Raw genomic sequence first — 16,547 nt, forward strand, 5'->3', positions numbered from 1 at the left:
CTCCTGCCCTCTGAGACGCCGCCCACTCCCCGACCGGTTCCGCCGTTCTTGCGGCTTCGCACCGCATCCGGCCCGCTTCTCCCAGCGGCCAGCCCCGGCGGGCTCGGCCCGCCCGCTCCGGCGCACCCGGTCGCGTGCGGGCCCGTCCGCTACGACGCGGCGAAGACCTTGCCCGGGTTGAAGATGCCCCGGGGGTCCAGGGCGTCCTTGACGGCCCGGTGCATGGCGAGCACGTGCGGCCCCATCTCCCGTGCGGCCCCGCGCATCTTCAGCAGACCCACGCCGTGCTCGCCGGTGACCGTGCCGCCCAGGGCGATCGCCTCGTCCACGATCACCTCGAAGGCCTCCTGCGCGCGCTTCTTGGCGTCCTCGTCACCGGCCGGGACGATGAACAGGGGATGCAGGTTGCCGTCACCGGCGTGCGCGATGTTGCCGATGCGGGTGTCGAAGCGCCTGCCGATCGCCTCGATGCGCTCCAGCATCAGCGGCACCTTCGCCTTGGGCAGGCACATGTCCTCGGTCAGCAGCGGGCCGAGCCGCTCCAGCGCCGGGTAGGCCAGGCGGCGGGCCTCGAACAGCGCCTCGGCCTCCTCCTCGTCGGTGGAGCGCACCGCGTAGACCGCGCCCTCGGCCCGGAAGCACGCCAGGATGCGGTCGGCCTCCTCCTCGCCCGCCGCCCCGGGCTGGTCGCTGCGCGCCAGCAGCAGCACCTCGCCCTCGGCGGACAGGCCCATGTTCTTCCAGTCGTCCACCGCCTGGAGGCAGAACCGGTCGATCAGCTCCATCGCCGAGGGCACCACCCCGGCGGCCGATACCGCCGCGACGGCCCGCCCGGCCTCCACCAGCGAGTCGAAGTAACCCACCACGGTGTGCTCGGTGCCGGTGCGCAGCGGCCGCATCCGCAGCGTCACCTCGGTGACCAGACCCAGCGTGCCCTCCGAACCCACCATGAGTCCGCACAGGTCGTAGCCGGTCACGCCCTTGGCGGTGGTCCGGCCCAGCCGCACCACCTCACCCGAGCCCACGACCGCCTCCATGCCCAGCACGTAGTCGCGGGTGACGCCGTACTTGACGCAGCACAGGCCGCCCGCGTTGGTGGCCACGTTGCCGCCGATGGTCGACCAGGGGGCGGAGGCCGGGTCCGGCGGGTACCACAGGCCGTCCCGGGCCACCCGCTCGCGCAGGTCGTTGTTGACCACGCCCGGCTGCACGGTGGCGGTCTGCTGTACGGGGTCGACCTCCAGGACCCGGTTCATCCGCTCGAAGGAGACCACGACCCAGCCGTCCACGGCGTTGGCCGCCCCCGACAGCCCCGTCCCCGCGCCGCGCGCGACCACCGGGACGCCCATCTCCGCGCACACGCCCACCGCGGCCGCCACGTCCTGGGTGTGGCGGGGGCGCACGAGCGCGGCCGGGCGGCCGTGGGGAGCCCACTCGGCCTCGTCGTGGGAGTAGCCCTCGAGGACGGCGGGGTCGGTGACCACCTGCTCCGCGCCGACCGCTGCCGTCAGTCTCCCGGCGATCCCGGACATGGGCACACTCCCTCACCGTTCGCTCGGACGCTCCGCTGCGCCGACGCCGCCAGCACTCTAACCGGACACCGGGCGCCAAAGACACCACCGCCCCCTGGTCGGGGCAGCCCGCGGTGCGCCCCGCCGCGGACACGCTCGGGGTGCCGCGCCGGGGCGCAGGGCTGGCCGACGCGGTCCGGGGCGTGGACACCGTCGTGCACTGCGCGAGCACGCCCGTCGGCGGCGACAACCGAGTCCGCCACCCACCTGATCCGTGCGGTCCACGCGGGGAGTCCTTCCGCGACCCGGCCGGGGCCTACCAGCGCTGGGCGGTGACGGACCCGTGGAAGGTGCCCGTGCGCCTGCCGGACGCCGTCTTCGCCGCCTACCGCGCCGGGGGCCACCCGGCCCCGGAGCGGGCGGCGGGCAAGGCGGCCTTCGCGGAGTTCCCGGACCGGCAATCCCCCGAGTGAACAATCCGTTGAAAACTTAATATTGACAACTAAAGGTTGCGTCTCCCATGCTGGAGGCATGAGCGAGGAACAGCGCGAGGGCGCCTTCACCCCACCCGACCCGCAGAGCGCGCGCCGCCTGCGCACCCACGAGGCGCTGCTGCGCATCACCGAACGGCACGCCACCGGCGAGCACCGCGCGCGCTGGGACGAACTGCGCATGCCCATGGCGCCCCTGGACGCCCTGCGGCGCGTCGCCGACCTGGCCGCGGGCAGCGCCCAGTCCGACCCCGGTGCCCCGGCCGTGGACCAGGACGACCTCACCGCCGCCCTGACCCTGGTGCCCTGGGCGCGCGCCGAGTTCGACCAGCTGGAGGCCGGGCTGTTGCAGATGTCCAAGGGACGCGGCATGACCTGGCAGGAGATCGCCTTCGGCCTCGGGCTGGGCTCGGCCCAGGCCGCCCGCCAGCGCCACGAACGCCTCCTCCAGCGCGGCGGCACCTGAGACTCCCCGCTTCCGAGCACGTGGCGGGGGGGGGGGGGGGGGGGGGGCCCCCCCCCCCACCGCCGAGTCAGCCGAGTACCGGGTAGTTGGACCGCACCACACCCCGCGGGTCGCGCTCGGCCTTGATCCGCCGCAACCGCTCCAGCGCCTTCGCGGAGAACACGTCGACGACCGACTCCCCCGGCACCAGCGAGGTCAGCGGCTTGCGGCCGCTGACACCCGGACCCAGCGACGCCACCAACCCCTCCAGACGCGCCCGGATCCCCGGCGCCATCCGCGGCGTGAACGGCACTCCCAGCGCGTAGAGGTAGTACCGCTCGTCCATCGGCCCGAACGGGGTGTCGGAGGCGTCGGCGAGCGCGCCGCCCAGGTGGCGCACCTGCACCCCCAAGAGCGGGGCGATCGGCTCGGCCAGCAGTGCCCCGACCGTCTGCGGCCCCAGGTCGGCCAGCAGCGCGGCGCGCGACAGGCCCGGCGAGGGATCGGTGGGCTCGGCGGTGACCGATCCCAGTTCGCTCAGCGGCAGTACCGCACGGGTGTCGCGCAGCGGCCTCCCGGCCGCCTCCAGCGGACGCAGCAGCTCACGCGCCCGCTCCGACCCGCCCAGGAAGGTCGTGTCCACCGACACCGTCGGCTCCTGGCCCGGGACGTGGTGCAGGTTCAACCACACCGTCAGCTCCCGCCGCGCGTGCGCGGTGACCTCGGTGTAGGCCGCCAGCACCCGCTCCGCCCGATCGGCGGGCCACACCACGCGCCCGCCGTACAGCCGCGGCGCCGGGTGCAGGGCGAACTCCAGGGCGGTGACCACCGCGAAGTCGCCCCCGCCGCCGCGCAGCGCCCAGAACAGGTCGGGGTCGGACTCCGCGGTCACCCGCGCACGCTCCCCCCGGGCGTCGACCACCTCCAGGGCGGTGACGCCGTCGGCCGCCCACCCGTGGCGGCGGCCGAACCAGCTCAGACCCCCGCCCAGGGTGTACCCGGTCACACCGACCACCGGGGAGCTGCCCGGCAGGCCGGTCAGACCGTGCGCGGCGGCCGCCTCCTGCACACGCCCCCAGGGCACGCCCGCGCCCACACGGGCCACCCGGCGCTCAGCGTCCACACTCACCTCGTCCAGCGCTCCGGTACGCAGCAGCACCGCACCCTTGACGTCACCGGAGGCGCCGTGCCCGGTGGACTGCGCGGCCACCGCCAGCCCCTCCCGGCGGGCGTGGCGTACCAGGGAGGCCACGTCGTCGGCGTCAGCGGCCTCCACCACCGCCGCCACGGGCTGGTCCACGGACAGGCTCCAGGGGCGTCCGGCCAGTTCGAAGCCCTCATCGCCGCCGGCGAGCACACGGCCGCGCAGCAGCGAACGCAGTGCGTTCCAGGTGTTCATGGATCTCCTCGTCGAAACCAGTCACATCGGGCCGCATCCAGACGTCAGCCCGATGAGTCGAAACCACGACGGACGCCGACGAAGGAATGTGACCGATGAACACCGACGAAGTGTGGGCCGCGCTTTTCGAGGAGCACCGCGCGCTGCTGCGCTCGATCGCCCACCGGATGCTCGGATCGGCGAGCGAGGCCGAGGACGCGGTGCAGGAGACGTGGCTGCGGCTGGGCCGCTCCGACGCCCGGAGCATCGACAACCTGACCGGGTGGCTGACCACCGTGGTGGGCCGGGTGTGCCTGGACATGCTGCGCTCACGCGCCTCGCGCCGTGAGGACCCCGTGGGCGAGGACGTGCCCGAACCCTCCACGGCCGTCGCGCAGACCGACCCCGAGCAACAGGTGCTCCTGGCCGACTCGGTGGGGATGGCGCTGCTGGTGGTCCTGGACACCCTCACCCCGGCCGAGCGGCTGGCGTTCGTGCTGCACGACCTGTTCGCACTGCCCTTCGACCAGATCGCGCCCATCCTGGAGCGCACCCCGGCCGCCGCCCGGCAGTTGGCCAGTCGCGCACGGCGTCGGGTGCGCGGCGCGGACGCGGACGGCGTACCCGATCCGGCCCGGCGGTACCGGGTGGTGGAGGCGTTCCTGGCCGCGGCGCGCGGCGGCGACTTCGAGGGTCTGCTGGCGGTACTGGCCCCCGACGTGGTCATCAGCGCCGACGAGTTCGCGGTGATACGGGGCGTGCCCACGGCCACCAGCGGAGCCGAGGCGGTGGCGGGGCAGGCCATCGCCTTCTCGCGCCTGGCCGGGGCTTCGCGCGTGGTGTCCGTGGACGGCCTGCCCGGGTTCGTCTCCCTGCGCGGGGGGCGGCCCTACGCGGCGCTGGCGTTCACCGTCGAAGACGACCGCGTCGTCGGCATCCGCGTGCACGCCGAACCCGAACTGCTGGCCTCACTGGTGTGACGGCGGCCCGGGGCGGTCAGCCCGGCACCGCCCGCAGACCGCCCCGGCCGGACCGCTCCAGCCCCTCCAGCGCGGCCGCGGTGGCCTCGTCGGCGGGCAGGTAGACCACCAACTGCTGGTCCTCGGTGTCCAGGGTCTCGTAGGACAGGCGCAGTTCGCCCGCGCTCGGGTGGGCCAGGCGCTCCACCCCCGTGCGCCGGGGCGCCGACGGCGCGGACCGCATCCGGTCGGTGAACGCGGCGCCGGCCACGATCGACAACTCCTCCACCAGGTGGGCCGTGTACGGGTCCTCACGCGGGGACCAGGCCCTGAGGACGGCCACCCACTCGTCGGCCACCCGGTCCCAGTCCGGGTAGGCCTGCCGGGCCCGGTCGTCGGCGAACAGGAACCAGACCCGGTTGGGCGGCTCCCCCTCCGTGAGCCCGACCGGTCCGGCCAGGCGCTCGTAGGCGTCGGTGTGGGCCACCACGTCGCCGAGCCGGTTCAGCAGCACCACCGGGGTGTGCGCCATCCGCTCCAGCAGAGCCCGCACCGTGGGCCGCACCTCCCGCTCGGGCGGCTGCCCGCCCGGGCACAGCGCACCGGCGCCCGAAGCCTCCTTGGACAGGTTGCGCAGCTGGACGCGCTCGCCCACCGACAGCAGCAGGGCGTCCGCCAGCGCAGTCAGGACCTGCGGTGAGGGGTTGCGGTCCCGTCCCTGCTCCAGCCGGGTCAGGTAGTCCATGCTCACCCCCGACAGGGTGGCCAGCTCGGCCCGCCGCAGCCCGGGGGTGCGGCGACGCGCCCCAACGAGCAGTCCCACCCGGCCCGGAGCCAGCTCCTCCCGGCGGGCGCGCAGGAACGCCCCCAGCTCGTTCTCGCTCATGGGCGGCAGTCTACGGGCGGCGACCCGGGCGGATCCTGGCCCCGGCGGGGCTAGCCTCACCGCGGCCTTCCCACCCGGGTCCGCGCCCCCGAGACTCGGGGCCATGACCTTCACCGCCGACCCGGCACCCAGCCAGAGAACCCCCGACGCCCCGCGCCGACCCGACGCGGCCCCCGCACCGACCGCCGGGGGCGTGCTCTGATGCGCTACCGGCTTCTGGGCCGGACCGGCCTACGCGTCTCGGAGCTGTTCCTGGGCACGATGACCTTCACCGACGCCGACCAGGCACGTCGCATGGTGGACCTGTACGCCGACGCCGGTGGCAACGTCATCGACACCGCCTCGGCCTACGGCGACAGCGAGGAGGTCCTGGGCGGCCTGCTGCGCCGACGCCGGGACCGGTTCGTGCTGGCCACCAAGTACACGCTCACCCGCGACCCCTCCGACCCCAACGCGGGCGGCAGTCACCGCAAGAACCTCACCCTGTCCCTGGAGCGGAGCCTGCGCAGACTGGGCACCGACCACGTCGACCTGCTGTGGGTGCACGTGTGGGACGAGCACACGCCGGTCGAGGAGACCATGCGGGCCCTGGACGACGCCGTGCGCGCGGGCAAGGTCCTGTACACGGGCGCCTCCAACCTGCCCGCGTGGGTCGTGGCACGGGCCAACACGCTGGCCCAGTGGCGCGACTGGACTCCCTTCGCCGGAATCCAGGTGCCCTACAACCTGCTGCGCCGCGACATCGAACGCGAACTGCTGCCGATGTCGGAGGCCCTGGGCATGAGCGTGGCCACCTACGGGGGACTCGCCGCGGGCGTGCTCTCGGGCGGGTACACCCGGCCGGGCGGCGCACCAACCGGCACCAGGGTCGACCCGGCCTCCCTGACCGAACGCGACCACCGGGCGGCCCGCGCGGTGGGCGAGGTCGCCGACGAGCTGGGGGCGAGCCCCTCCCAGGTCGCGATCGCCTGGACCCTGGCGCGCTCGCGCGCGGTGCACCCCATCGTCGGCGCGCGCGACGCCGAACAGCTGGCCGACAACCTGGGCGCGGTGGACGTGGACCTGCCACCGGGGGCACTGGAGCGACTGGACGCCGTGACGGGCTTCGATCCGGGCTACCCCACCGACGACGTCACCGCCTCGCGCCGCTGGATCTCCGGCGAGGCGGACGCCCGGCTGGAGGGGCGCCTGTACCTGCCGCCACACGGATGAGGGAGCCCCGAGAGCCCGGCCGCGTCCGGCCGGTGGCCCCACCCGCCGCCACGGGGTGAGGAGGGCCTTCCCCGCGGCCGTCGCGTGCACGCGGCGGCCGCCTCCTTCCCCGCCCGGTGTTCAGGGGAGAGTAAGGCGGCCGGGCAGCGGGGCCCGCCCGCGCCAGCAAGGGTGACGCGCACCACACCGGTGCGGGCATGGACATCGCGGGGCCGGGGCACAACCGTCGGTGACGAGGCCACCGCCGCGCGGCCTCCCCTCACCCCCGGGTGTGCGCGGCCCGACCCATGGACGGGGCACCATGACCACCACCCTCCGCCGGATCCGCGCCCTGGCCGCCGCCGGTGCCGTGACCGCCCTGCTCGGCGGCTGCGCCGGATCGCAGGAGCAGGACCCCTCCGCCGCCGACGCCTCCCCGCCCGACAACGCGGACGCCGCCTCCCCCTCTCCCACCGCCCCGGCACCGCCCGAGGCCGCCGACGGCACCGACCTGGAGGCCTGCGCCGACGCCGACTGCGAGGTACTGGTGGAGAGCGGCGACGAGTTCGCCATGGACGGCTCCCACGGCGTGGACCGGTTCGTGGTCGACGCCGTCGGCGAGGACGGACTGGACGTCAGCGGCTACGGACCCGGCACCACCCTGTCCGGCCACCTGCCGCCTCCGATCGGCGAGGAGCCGGGGGGCGTGTTCGTCATGAACGGCTTCGAGATCACCCTGGTCGCCGTGACGGACTCCGGCGGTGTGGTGCGCCTCGCGCCCTGAGCGACCCGGACCGGGTTCCTTCGTGTCGGTGGAGGCCCCGGCCCGCATCGCGGAGTGCGGGGAGGGCAAAAGTCGTTGTCCCTCCCCTCCCCGCCCGGTAGAACGGCACCATGACCGAACTCGGAGCCGTCTTCCGCCCCCAACTTCCCCCCGAACGCCTGCGCTCCGTGGCCCGCGCGGCCGACGAGGCCGGACTCGACCAGCTCTGGCTGTGGGAGGACTGCTTCCTGGAGAGCGGCGTCGCCGCCGCCTCCGCCGCCCTGGCCTGGACCGAGAACCTCACCGTGGGCGTGGGCCTGCTCCCCGTCCCCCTGCGCAACGTCGCCCTGACCGCCATGGAGACCGCCACCCTGCACCGGCTCTTCCCCGGCCGCGTGCGCATCGGCGTGGGCCACGGCGTACAGGACTGGATGGCCCAGGTCGGCGCGCGCCCCGACTCCCCGCTCTCCCTCCTGCGCGAGCACCTGGACGCGCTACGCGCCCTGCTGGCCGGGGAGCGGGTCACCTCCCGGGGCCGCTACGTCACCCTCGACGAGGTCGCCCTGGACTACCCGCCCGCCACCCCCGTGCCCGTGCTGGCCGGTGCCCGCGGACCGCGGACCCTGCACCTGAGCGGACAGGCCGCCGACGGCACCATCCTGGACGCCGCGGCGGGCGTTGACGGCGTGCGGCGGGCACGGCAGCTGGTCGACCAGGGACGCCAGGCCGCCGGACGTCCCGGCCGCCACCCCGTGACCGTCTACCTGCTGGCCGCCACCGGCCCCGACGCCGACCGGCGCATGGCCGCCGAACTGCGCGCCGAGGGCCTGACACCGCAGACCGGCGTGACCGGAGACGCCGACCGCATCGCCGAGGCGGTGCGGCACATGGCCGAGGCCGGAGCCGACACCGTGGTCTTGCAGCCCACGGCCGACGAACCCGACCCCGAGGGCTTCGTGCGCTTCACCGCCGAACGGGTCCGCCCGCTCCTGTCCTGAACCGCGCACCGGACGCACCGAACGTCTGCCGAGCCGCGGTCCGCCGCGACCGATCGGCCCCAGGGTTCGCGGGCAGGAACGGCCCGCTGGAAGGAAGAGAACCGATGCTGGACCTGAGCTTCGCGCCCGAACTGCGGTTCCTCCTGCCGTCACGGCACCGGAGCGGAACCGTGCGCGTGGAGGGCGACTCCACCTCCACCCTCGGACACGTCGTCCAGTCGCTGGGCGTACCCCTGACCGAGGTCGGCGCGCTGCGCGTCGACGGCCGCCTCACCCCCGCCTCCCACATCCCCGCCCCGGGTGAGGCCGTGGAGGTCCTGCCCGTGGAGTACCCGCAGCGCCTGCCCTTCGCCGAACCGCGGTTCCTGCTCGACGTGCACCTGGGCGCCCTGGCCCGGCGCCTGCGCCTGCTGGGCCTGGACACCGCCTACGACAACGACCGCGACGACCCCTCCCTGTTCCGCCAGGCCAACGCCGAGGACAGGGTGCTGCTCACCCGCGACCGCGGACTGCTGAGCCGCAGCGGCCTGCGGGCGGGCGGCTACGTGCGCGAGCAGCGGCCCGCCGAGCAGCTGCGCGAGGTACTGGAGCGCTTCGCCCCGCCCCTGCGGCCCTGGACCCGCTGTCCGGCGTGCAACGGCGAACTGGTGCACGCCGCCAAGGAGGAGGTACGCGAGGAGCTGGAGGCGGGCACCCGCGCCACCTACGACGTGTTCGCTCGCTGCTCCGAGTGCGAACGGGTGTACTGGCCCGGTGCCCACCACTCCCGGCTGGCCCAGATCGTGCGCGAGGCCCAGGAGCTGGTGTCCGCGCGCTCCGGCCCGGCCTGACCCGCGCGGGAAGGGCGGGCCGGTCGGGTGCTCAGGGTCTGCGGGTGCGGAACGGGCCGCCCGCGCCGAAGGCGCGCTCGGCGAAGCGTTCGCCGATGCGCCGGTGCGTGGCGGTGTCCGGATGCAGTTCGTCGGGCAGCGGCAGCTCGGCGTTGTCCGCCTCACCGTAGAGTTCGCGGCCGTCGAGGTAGTGCAGGTTCGGGTCCTCGGCCGCGCGCTGGCGGACGATGCGTTCGAGTTCCTCCCGGATGACGGTGAGCGTCAGCTTTCCGGCGGCGCGCTCCCCGGGGTCGCCGGTGGCCCGGAACCGCAGTTCCCCGGAGCTCAGGGAGTCCGGGTCGAAGGCGCACGGGCCGGGGGTGTCCTCGTGGATGGGACACAGGATCGGCGAGACGACCAGCAGCGGTGTGCCGGGGTGCCCCTCCCGAAGGGTGTCGAGGAAGCCGTGCACCGCGGGACCGAAGGCGCGCAGGCGCATCAGGTCGGCGTTGACCAGGTTGATGCCGATCTTGAGGCTGATCAGGTCGGCGGGGGTGTCGCGCATGGCGCGCGCGGTGAACGGGTCGAGCAGGGCGCTGCCGCCCAGACCGAGGTTGACCAGTTCCACACCGCCGAGGGAGGCGGCGAGCGCGGGCCAGATGGTGGTGGGACTGGCGGCGTTGGAGCCGTGGCTGATGGAGCTGCCGTGGTGCAGCCACACCCGGCGCCCCCGGTCGGGCGCGGGTTCGACGGGTGCGTCGGTGCGCAGGGCGACGAGTTCGGTGGTCTCGTTGTGCGGCAGCCAGACCTCGACGTCCTTGACGCGGTCGGGCAGGCCGGTGAAGCGCACGGTGGCCACCGGTCCGGGCCGGTGCTCGGCGGAGCCGGTGGCCATGTCGATGGTCAGGGTGTTGCCGTCGGTCGCACTGGCCTGGTCGACGAGCCGACCGTCCACGAGCAGGTCGTACACGCCGTCCGGGCGGGGCGGGGCGCCCGTGTAGGCGCGCTTGGTGGGCAGCGTGTCGAGTTCGACGGCGGTGGCCCGGGTCCGGAAGGCCAGCCGTACCCCGGAGGGCTGGGACTCGACCATGAGCAGCTGCGGGTCCGAGCACTGGGCCCGGGCCCGTGCGGGCAGCCGGTGCGGCAGCACGCCGTGCTCGGTGCCCTCCAGGTCGAGGGCGCCGCGCAGGAGGTCGGCGGTGAGGGGTGTGGTGGTCCAGTGGTGCTGGGTGTTCATGGTGTCAACCTGGTGGTCGGGGCCGTCGTGAAGTCTGGTGGGTCGGCTGGCGCGCGGCTCGGCGCCGGCGGGAGGGTGTGGGGCCGCGGTCAGGGCGCGGGCCAGTTGCGTAGCAGGGCGTCGAGGGCGTCCAGGGTCCGTGTCCAGGTCTCCTGGGTGTCGGGGGCGCTGTGGCTGAACCCTCCGCCCAGTTCCAGGGTCACGTAGCCGTGGAAGACGCTGCCCAGCAGGCGGACCGCGTGCGTCTGGTCCGGCTCGGGCAGGTCGTAGCCGCGCAGGATCGCCCGCGTCATCTGTGCGTGCCGGACACCGGCGCTGGCGGCGGCCGTCTGCGGGTCGAGTCTGAGCTGGGCCGCGGCGTAGCGGCCCGGATGCTCACGGGCGTAGTCGCGGTAGACGTTGGCCAGGGCGGTCAGGGCGTCCTTGCCCGCCCGTCCGGCCAGGGCCTCGGCGGCCCGGTCGGCGAGTTCCTCCAGCGCGAGCAGGGCGATCTGGGTTCTCAGGTCCTGGGAGTTGCGCAGGTGTGAGTACAGGCTGGCGACCCTGACGTCGAAGCGCCGGGCCAGCTCCGAGACGGTCACCCGCTCGAAGCCGACCTCGTCCGCCAGCTCGGCCCCCGCCTCGGTGAGGCGCTCGGTGGTCAGTCCCGCGCGTGCCATAACCTCTCCCCTCTCTTACAGAACCCACTCTATTTTTCCCTAAAGCCTTTAGGCAAGGGGCTGTGGACATCAGGAAGAAGCGCGTGCGGTGAAGGGAGGAGAGAAGCATGCGTGGACCGTGCCCGGGACGGGGAGGAAACCCCGCCCTTCCCGGCCCGAGTGCCTACAGCCAGCCGTTCTTGCGCAGCCGGTGGTGGACCAGGCCGGAGGCGCCGACCATCACGCCCATGATGAGGGGGTATCCGAACAGCCAGTGCAGTTCGGGCATGTGGTCGAAGTTCATGCCGTAGAACCCGGCGATCATGGTGGGGATCGCGATGACGGCCGCCCAGGAGGAGATCTTGCGGACGTCCTCGTTCTGCTGCTTGCCCAGCAGGGCCAGGTGGGCGGTGAGCGCGCTGGTCAGCAGCTCGTTGTGGTCGTCGACCTGGTCGTCCACCCGCAGCAGGTGGTCCAGGACGTCGCGGAAGTACTCCCGGGTCTCCTCGAACCGCTGGATGCGCCCCTTGGCGATCTCCTCCAGCACCGGGATGAGCGGGCTCTCCGCGCTGCGGAACTCCAACACCTCGCGTTTGAGGTGGTGGATGTCCGCGGTCACGTCCGATCCGCCGGGGCGGAAGACCGCCCGCTCCAGCTCGATGATGTCGGACTCGATCTTGTGCACCACCGTGCCGTAGTGGTCGACGATCTCGTCGCACACGCCGTGGAGCACGGCGGCGGGGCCCACGGCCAGCAGGGTGGGATCGGCCTCCAGACGCCTGCGGACGCGGTCGAGCGGGTTGGCGGCGCCGTGGCGGACACTGACCACGAAGTCCTCGCCGATGAACAGCATCGCCTCGCCGACCTCGACGTCGGAGGTCTCCTCGTGGTAGGCGAGCGTCTTGACCACGGCGAACAGGGTGTCGTCGTAGTGTTCCAGCTTGGGGCGCTGGTGGGCGGTGAGCGCGTCCTCCACGGCCAGGGGATGGAGGGTGAGCTCCTCCTCGATGAGGCCGAACTCCTCCGCGGTGGGCTCGTGGAGTCCGATCCACACGAAGCAGTCGCCCTGTTCGCGGCGGGCCTCGTCGAAGGCGTCGCTGATGTCGCCCTCGATCTCCTGGCGCCTGCCGTCGTGGTAAATCGCCTTGTCTATGATCACGGGCCACCATTATGGGCGCTGTATCCCCTTCTGTACGCCCGCTCCCGTGCGCCGGAGGCCTCCCGGTCGGGGATTGCCACCCCACGCGGCGCTCGCTGGCTTCACTGTTGCGCAGCCGGGGCCGTCCACGTTCTGGACGTCGACCCGCGTCCTCCACGGTGCGGTCAGCACTCGGGGGCGCGGTCCTGACGGCCGCCGCCTCCGTAGCGGCGCGCCAGCCGCGCGAAGGCGTCCTTGAGTTCGGGCGGCCCGACGACCTCGAAGTCGGCGTCGAAGCGGCCGATGGCCGAGGCCAGGCCGACCCACGACCAGGAGCCGAGAACCAGGCGGCAGCGCTCGGGACCCACCTCCTCGACCAGCCCCTCGTGCGCGAAGGGAGCGACCGCGGCGGCGGGCAGGTCGAGGATCACCTCACCGCGGCAGGGCCAGTCGACCGATCCGTCCGAGCCCCGGAACCTGCTGATGAGGAAGGACGCCACATCACCTCCGGGGACCTCCCGCGGGGCGAACCGGGGACCGTTGGGACTGCGCAGCGCGATGCGGTCCACCCGCAGGGTCCGCCAGTCGTCGCGCTCCACGTCCCAGGCCAGGAGGTACCAGCGTCCCGCCCAGGTGACCAGGCGGTGGGGCTGGACCCGGCGCGGGCTCACGGCGGCCTCCTCCCGGGAGGAGGCGGACCGGAAGGCGGGGGTGTAGTCCAGGCGCAGTTCCTCGCGGGCGTGCACGGCGGCGCTGATCTCCGTGAGCACCCCGCCGTCAGCCCGCGCCTGCGAGGCGGCGGGCGGCGCGACCACGGCCACCCGGACCGCGTTGATCCGCTGGCGCAGGCGGGCGGGCATGACCTGTCGAACGGTGTTGAGGGCGCGCGCCGCGGCCTCCCCGATCCCGGCGCCGGTCGCCGTGGCCGCCTGGAGCGCCACCGCCAGCGCTACGGCCTGGTCGTCGTCGAACAGCAGCGGGGGCATCCGCGACCCCGCGTCGAGCCGGTACCCGCCGTCGGGCCCCTTGAAGGTCGTGATCGGGTAGCCGAGTTCGCGCAGACGGTCCACGTCACGGCGGACCGTGCGCGCACTGACGTCCAGCCGGGCGGCCAGGTCCTGACCCGACCAGTCCCGGCGGGTCTGGAGCACGGAGAGCAGCGCCAGCAGACGAGCGGAAGTCTTCATCACCATGGAAACCATCCTGCTGGAAGTAGAGGACACACCCTGGCCCCTACCCCTGCCAATGTGAGACCACAGACGCCGACGGGGGCCGACACAAGCACGGTCATCGCAGGTCACGACCCCACCGGCGGGCACAGGAAGCTCGCCGCCACGGGAGCGGTGACGTACGACCGCCCGCTGGTGGCACGAACCCGTTCGGCGTCCATCCACACACACGACCAGGGAGCCAGCATGTCCGTCACGACCACGACCCACCTGAACCTGCGCGGCGACGCCCGCGCGGCGCTCGACTTCTACCACTCCGTCTTCGGTGGGGACGTCGTCGCCGTCACCTACAAGGACGCGGGCAACGTGACCCACCCGGACGAGGCGGACTGGGTGGTCTGGGGCCAGGTGGTCGCGGACAACGGATTCCGCGTCATGGCCTACGACGTGCCCTCGACGATGCCGTGGAACCAGGGCGAGAACGCCGTCTTCGTCTCCGTGCGCGGTGACAGCGCCGACGAGATCACCGCCTTCTGGGAGAAGCTGACCGTCGGCTCGACCATCGTGCAGCCGCTGGAGCCCTCCCCGTGGGCGCCGCTCTACGGGATGCTCAAGGACCGCTTCGGCGTCGTCTGGGTCCTGGACGTCGCGGCCCCCTACAACGGCTGACCCCGCGTGGAGGGGGTGTGCGCCCGCCCGGCGCACACCCCCTCTCCCGTTTCCCCCGGAGGGTGGGGCAGCGCCACACGGCCCCGGGATTTCGTCGGCGACCGGCGCTGCGGTCGGGAGGTCCTCAGAGTGCCGGTCCGGTGACTTCCTGGGTGCCCAGGACGGCGAGCAGGTCAAGGAGGTCGGCGCTGTCGGTGCCGACCGCGGGGGTGAACCAGAGCAGCCGCTGTCGGCCGTCCTCGCTGAACAGGTGGAGGCAGTTGACCTCGATCAGGCCGAGCGTGGGGTGGATGAGGCGTTTGCGGTCGTCGCGCCGGAACGCCACCTCGTGGTCGGCCCACAGAGCGGCGAATTCGGGGGAGGCGTCGATCAGCGAGCTGATCATCGAGCGGGCTTCGGTGTCCTTGGCGCCTCGTCTGGCGGCGGCTGCCCGCAGGTCGGCGGCGAAGGCCCGGGACTGGCCCTCATGGTCGGCTTCGGGATACATCCGCCGGGCGTCGGGGTCGGTGAACCACCGGTGGATGAAGCTGGCCCGAGCGCCACGAAGGCCGGAGTGGTCCCCGAGCAGCGCCATCGCCAACGGGTTCTGAACGAGGGTGACGTGCAGGTCGGTGATGACCTGTGCGGGTGTCGATGTCAGGCGGATGAGCAGGTCGAGCATGCCGGGGTGGACGTGCGAGGCCGGTCCGCCGTGCGCGGGCACCGGGCGGTCGGCCAGGTGGTAGAGGTAGTCGCGCTCGTCAGCGCTCAGGCGCAGAGCCCTCGCCAGCGCGGCGATCATCTGCTCGGAGGGCTGGGATCCGGCGCCGCGTTCGAGTTCGTTGTAGTAGTCCACCGACGCGCCGGCGAGCTGGGCCACCTCATCGCGACGCAGCCCGGGTACCCGGCGGCGGAGCCCGTGGGGAAGTCCCACGTCAACTGGGCGGATGCGGTCACGCCGCGAGCGCAGGAAAGCCCCCAGCTCGGTGTATTTCACAGAACCCATGCCGTCCATTCTGCGCCCGGCTGGGCCGCCGACACAGGGGATGAGATCCCCTGGTTCCGCCGGTCGGCGCCGTGCACCTTGGAGGACATGACTACGGACCACTCCACGACCACCCCTTCACCGGACATGCGTGTCGCCGTCGTTACCGGCGGATCACGCGGCATCGGTCGGGCGGTCTCCCTCAGACTCGCCCGGGACGGCCTCGCCGTCGTGGTGAACTACGCCCGCGACGCGGCTGCCGCCGAGGAGGTGGTGGCGGCGATCACCGCCACCGGCGGGCGGGCGGTCTCCGCGCAGGCGGATGTGGCGGACGAGCACGCGGTCGCCGAGGTGTTCGACCGGGCGGAGCAGGTGTTCGGCGAGGTGGACGTCGTGGTGAACTGCGCCGGTCGACTCGCTCTGTCGCCCATCGCCGACCTCGACCTGGCGGTGCTCGACGCCGTGCACCGCACCAACATCCGCGGCGCCTTCGTCGTCGCCCAGCAGGCCGCCCGACGACTGCGCGCGGGCGGCTCGTTCGTGGGGTTCTCGACCTCCGTGGTCGGCACCCAGTTCCCTGCCTACGGTGCGTATGCGGCGAGCAAGGCAGCCGTCGAGTCGATCACGCTGATCCTCGCCCGCGAGCTGCGCGGGCAGGACATCACCGTGAACACCGTCGCCCCCGGCCCCACGGCCACGGACCTGTTCCTCGAAGGCAAGACGCCCGAGCAGATCGACCAGCTCGCCAAGGCCCCGCCCCTGGAGCGGCTGGGCACCCCGCAGGACATCGCCCGGGTGGTCGCCTTCCTCACCAGCCCGGCAGGGCACTGGGTGAATGGCCAGGTCCTTCGAGCCAACGGGGGCATGGTGTGACGCCACAGTAGAACTCGGACACATGCTTCCGCATCACGGGAGAACCCATCCAAGGAGGAACACCCATGCCTTTCGCCAACTTCAAGGTCCCCGCGGGCACCATCACCGCCGAGGACAAGAAGAAGATCGTCGAGCGCACCACCGACCTGTACGCGGAGATCTACGGTGAGCGGGCCCGGCCCACCACCGTCGTGCTGGTCGAGGAGGTCGCCGACGGCGGCTGGGGCGTCGCCGGCAGCGTCCTGACCGCCGCCATGCTCAACGGCGACGCCTGACCTCCGTCCTGTGCGGGGCCCGGACGTCGCGGCCCCCTACAACGGCTGACCCCGCATGGAGGGGGTGTGGGGCCGGCCCGCCCCCCCCCCCCCCCCCCCCCCCCCCCCCCCCCCCCCCCGCCCGGCCCCCCCCCCCGGCGGGCGGCCCGCCGC

The 16,547-nt window shown here is 73.4% G+C and carries 18 protein-coding genes; 10 read left to right on the forward strand and 8 right to left on the reverse strand.

Going from position 1 to position 16,547, the window contains the following annotated elements; translation table 11 throughout:
* Positions 1–149 precede the first annotated feature (149 nt).
* Positions 150–1,532, reverse strand: a complete 1,383-nt coding sequence (locus tag FYW99_RS09270) for an FAD-binding oxidoreductase (protein ID WP_150251600.1) — start codon at positions 1,530–1,532, stop codon at positions 150–152.
* 113 nt (positions 1,533–1,645) lie between these two features.
* On the opposite strand from FYW99_RS09270, the gene FYW99_RS09275 reads away from it, so the two are divergent.
* Positions 1,646–1,984 carry a hypothetical protein gene (locus FYW99_RS09275; protein WP_223838883.1) on the forward strand — a complete coding sequence of 113 codons (339 nt, stop codon included), beginning with the start codon at positions 1,646–1,648 and terminating at the stop codon, positions 1,982–1,984.
* A 58-nt stretch (positions 1,985–2,042) separates the two neighbouring features.
* Positions 2,043–2,468: a DNA-binding protein gene (locus tag FYW99_RS09280; protein ID WP_150251601.1), complete on the forward strand. Its 426-nt coding sequence runs from the start codon at positions 2,043–2,045 to the stop codon at positions 2,466–2,468.
* A 67-nt stretch (positions 2,469–2,535) separates the two neighbouring features.
* On the opposite strand, the gene FYW99_RS09285 is transcribed toward FYW99_RS09280, so the two are convergent.
* Positions 2,536–3,846, reverse strand: coding sequence for an FAD-binding oxidoreductase (locus FYW99_RS09285; RefSeq protein ID WP_150251602.1), 1,311 nt, complete (start codon positions 3,844–3,846; stop codon positions 2,536–2,538).
* A gap of 95 nt (positions 3,847–3,941) precedes the next feature.
* On the opposite strand from FYW99_RS09285, the gene FYW99_RS09290 reads away from it, so the two are divergent.
* Positions 3,942–4,805, forward strand: a complete 864-nt coding sequence (locus tag FYW99_RS09290) for a sigma-70 family RNA polymerase sigma factor (RefSeq protein WP_150251603.1) — start codon at positions 3,942–3,944, stop codon at positions 4,803–4,805.
* 16 nt (positions 4,806–4,821) lie between these two features.
* On the opposite strand, the gene FYW99_RS09295 is transcribed toward FYW99_RS09290, so the two are convergent.
* Positions 4,822–5,670, reverse strand: a complete 849-nt coding sequence (locus tag FYW99_RS09295) for a helix-turn-helix domain-containing protein (protein ID WP_150251604.1) — start codon at positions 5,668–5,670, stop codon at positions 4,822–4,824.
* A gap of 201 nt (positions 5,671–5,871) precedes the next feature.
* On the opposite strand from FYW99_RS09295, the gene FYW99_RS09300 reads away from it, so the two are divergent.
* The 4 genes from FYW99_RS09300 (at position 5,872) to FYW99_RS09315 (ending at position 9,452) form a co-directional block, all read left to right on the forward strand.
* Complete coding sequence (locus FYW99_RS09300; RefSeq protein ID WP_150251605.1) at positions 5,872–6,882, forward strand: aldo/keto reductase; 1,011 nt, start codon at positions 5,872–5,874, stop codon at positions 6,880–6,882.
* A 301-nt stretch (positions 6,883–7,183) separates the two neighbouring features.
* Positions 7,184–7,645 (forward strand): hypothetical protein, encoded by a 462-nt coding sequence (locus FYW99_RS09305; RefSeq protein ID WP_150251606.1) that lies wholly within the window; start codon positions 7,184–7,186, stop codon positions 7,643–7,645.
* Positions 7,646–7,755: 110 nt separating this feature from the next.
* A complete protein-coding gene (locus FYW99_RS09310) occupies positions 7,756–8,622 on the forward strand; it encodes an LLM class flavin-dependent oxidoreductase (RefSeq protein WP_150251607.1) in 867 nt (288 codons plus the stop codon).
* A gap of 104 nt (positions 8,623–8,726) precedes the next feature.
* Positions 8,727–9,452, forward strand: a complete 726-nt coding sequence (locus FYW99_RS09315) for a Mut7-C RNAse domain-containing protein (protein WP_150251608.1) — start codon at positions 8,727–8,729, stop codon at positions 9,450–9,452.
* 31 nt (positions 9,453–9,483) lie between these two features.
* Here the strand turns inward: FYW99_RS09315 and FYW99_RS09320 are convergent, their stop codons facing one another.
* From FYW99_RS09320 to FYW99_RS09335, 4 genes are all read right to left on the reverse strand, one after another.
* The gene (locus FYW99_RS09320; RefSeq protein WP_150251609.1) at positions 9,484–10,668 is read right to left on the reverse strand and encodes a GDSL-type esterase/lipase family protein; all 1,185 of its coding nucleotides are present in this window, start codon (positions 10,666–10,668) and stop codon (positions 9,484–9,486) included.
* Between the two features lie 89 nt (positions 10,669–10,757).
* Positions 10,758–11,327, reverse strand: a complete 570-nt coding sequence (locus tag FYW99_RS09325; RefSeq protein ID WP_150251610.1) for a TetR/AcrR family transcriptional regulator — start codon at positions 11,325–11,327, stop codon at positions 10,758–10,760.
* A gap of 163 nt (positions 11,328–11,490) precedes the next feature.
* Positions 11,491–12,465 carry a magnesium and cobalt transport protein CorA gene (locus tag FYW99_RS09330; protein WP_150251611.1) on the reverse strand — a complete coding sequence of 325 codons (975 nt, stop codon included), beginning with the start codon at positions 12,463–12,465 and terminating at the stop codon, positions 11,491–11,493.
* Between the two features lie 164 nt (positions 12,466–12,629).
* The gene (locus tag FYW99_RS09335; RefSeq protein WP_223838885.1) at positions 12,630–13,637 is read right to left on the reverse strand and encodes a helix-turn-helix transcriptional regulator; all 1,008 of its coding nucleotides are present in this window, start codon (positions 13,635–13,637) and stop codon (positions 12,630–12,632) included.
* 222 nt (positions 13,638–13,859) lie between these two features.
* Here FYW99_RS09335 and FYW99_RS09340 point away from each other — a divergent pair, with 222 nt between their 5' ends.
* Positions 13,860–14,282 carry a VOC family protein gene (locus FYW99_RS09340; RefSeq protein WP_150251612.1) on the forward strand — a complete coding sequence of 141 codons (423 nt, stop codon included), beginning with the start codon at positions 13,860–13,862 and terminating at the stop codon, positions 14,280–14,282.
* Positions 14,283–14,406: 124 nt separating this feature from the next.
* On the opposite strand, the gene FYW99_RS09345 is transcribed toward FYW99_RS09340, so the two are convergent.
* The gene (locus tag FYW99_RS09345) at positions 14,407–15,267 is read right to left on the reverse strand and encodes a helix-turn-helix transcriptional regulator (RefSeq protein WP_223838887.1); all 861 of its coding nucleotides are present in this window, start codon (positions 15,265–15,267) and stop codon (positions 14,407–14,409) included.
* An 87-nt stretch (positions 15,268–15,354) separates the two neighbouring features.
* On the opposite strand from FYW99_RS09345, the gene FYW99_RS09350 reads away from it, so the two are divergent.
* A complete protein-coding gene (locus FYW99_RS09350) occupies positions 15,355–16,119 on the forward strand; it encodes an SDR family oxidoreductase (RefSeq protein ID WP_150251613.1) in 765 nt (254 codons plus the stop codon).
* A gap of 65 nt (positions 16,120–16,184) precedes the next feature.
* Positions 16,185–16,394 carry a 4-oxalocrotonate tautomerase family protein gene (locus tag FYW99_RS09355; RefSeq protein WP_150251614.1) on the forward strand — a complete coding sequence of 70 codons (210 nt, stop codon included), beginning with the start codon at positions 16,185–16,187 and terminating at the stop codon, positions 16,392–16,394.
* Positions 16,395–16,547: the final 153 nt, after the last annotated feature.

The organism is Nocardiopsis deserti (assembly GCF_008638355.1).
GTDB classification, from domain to species: Bacteria; Actinomycetota; Actinomycetes; order Streptosporangiales; family Streptosporangiaceae; genus Nocardiopsis; species Nocardiopsis alborubida.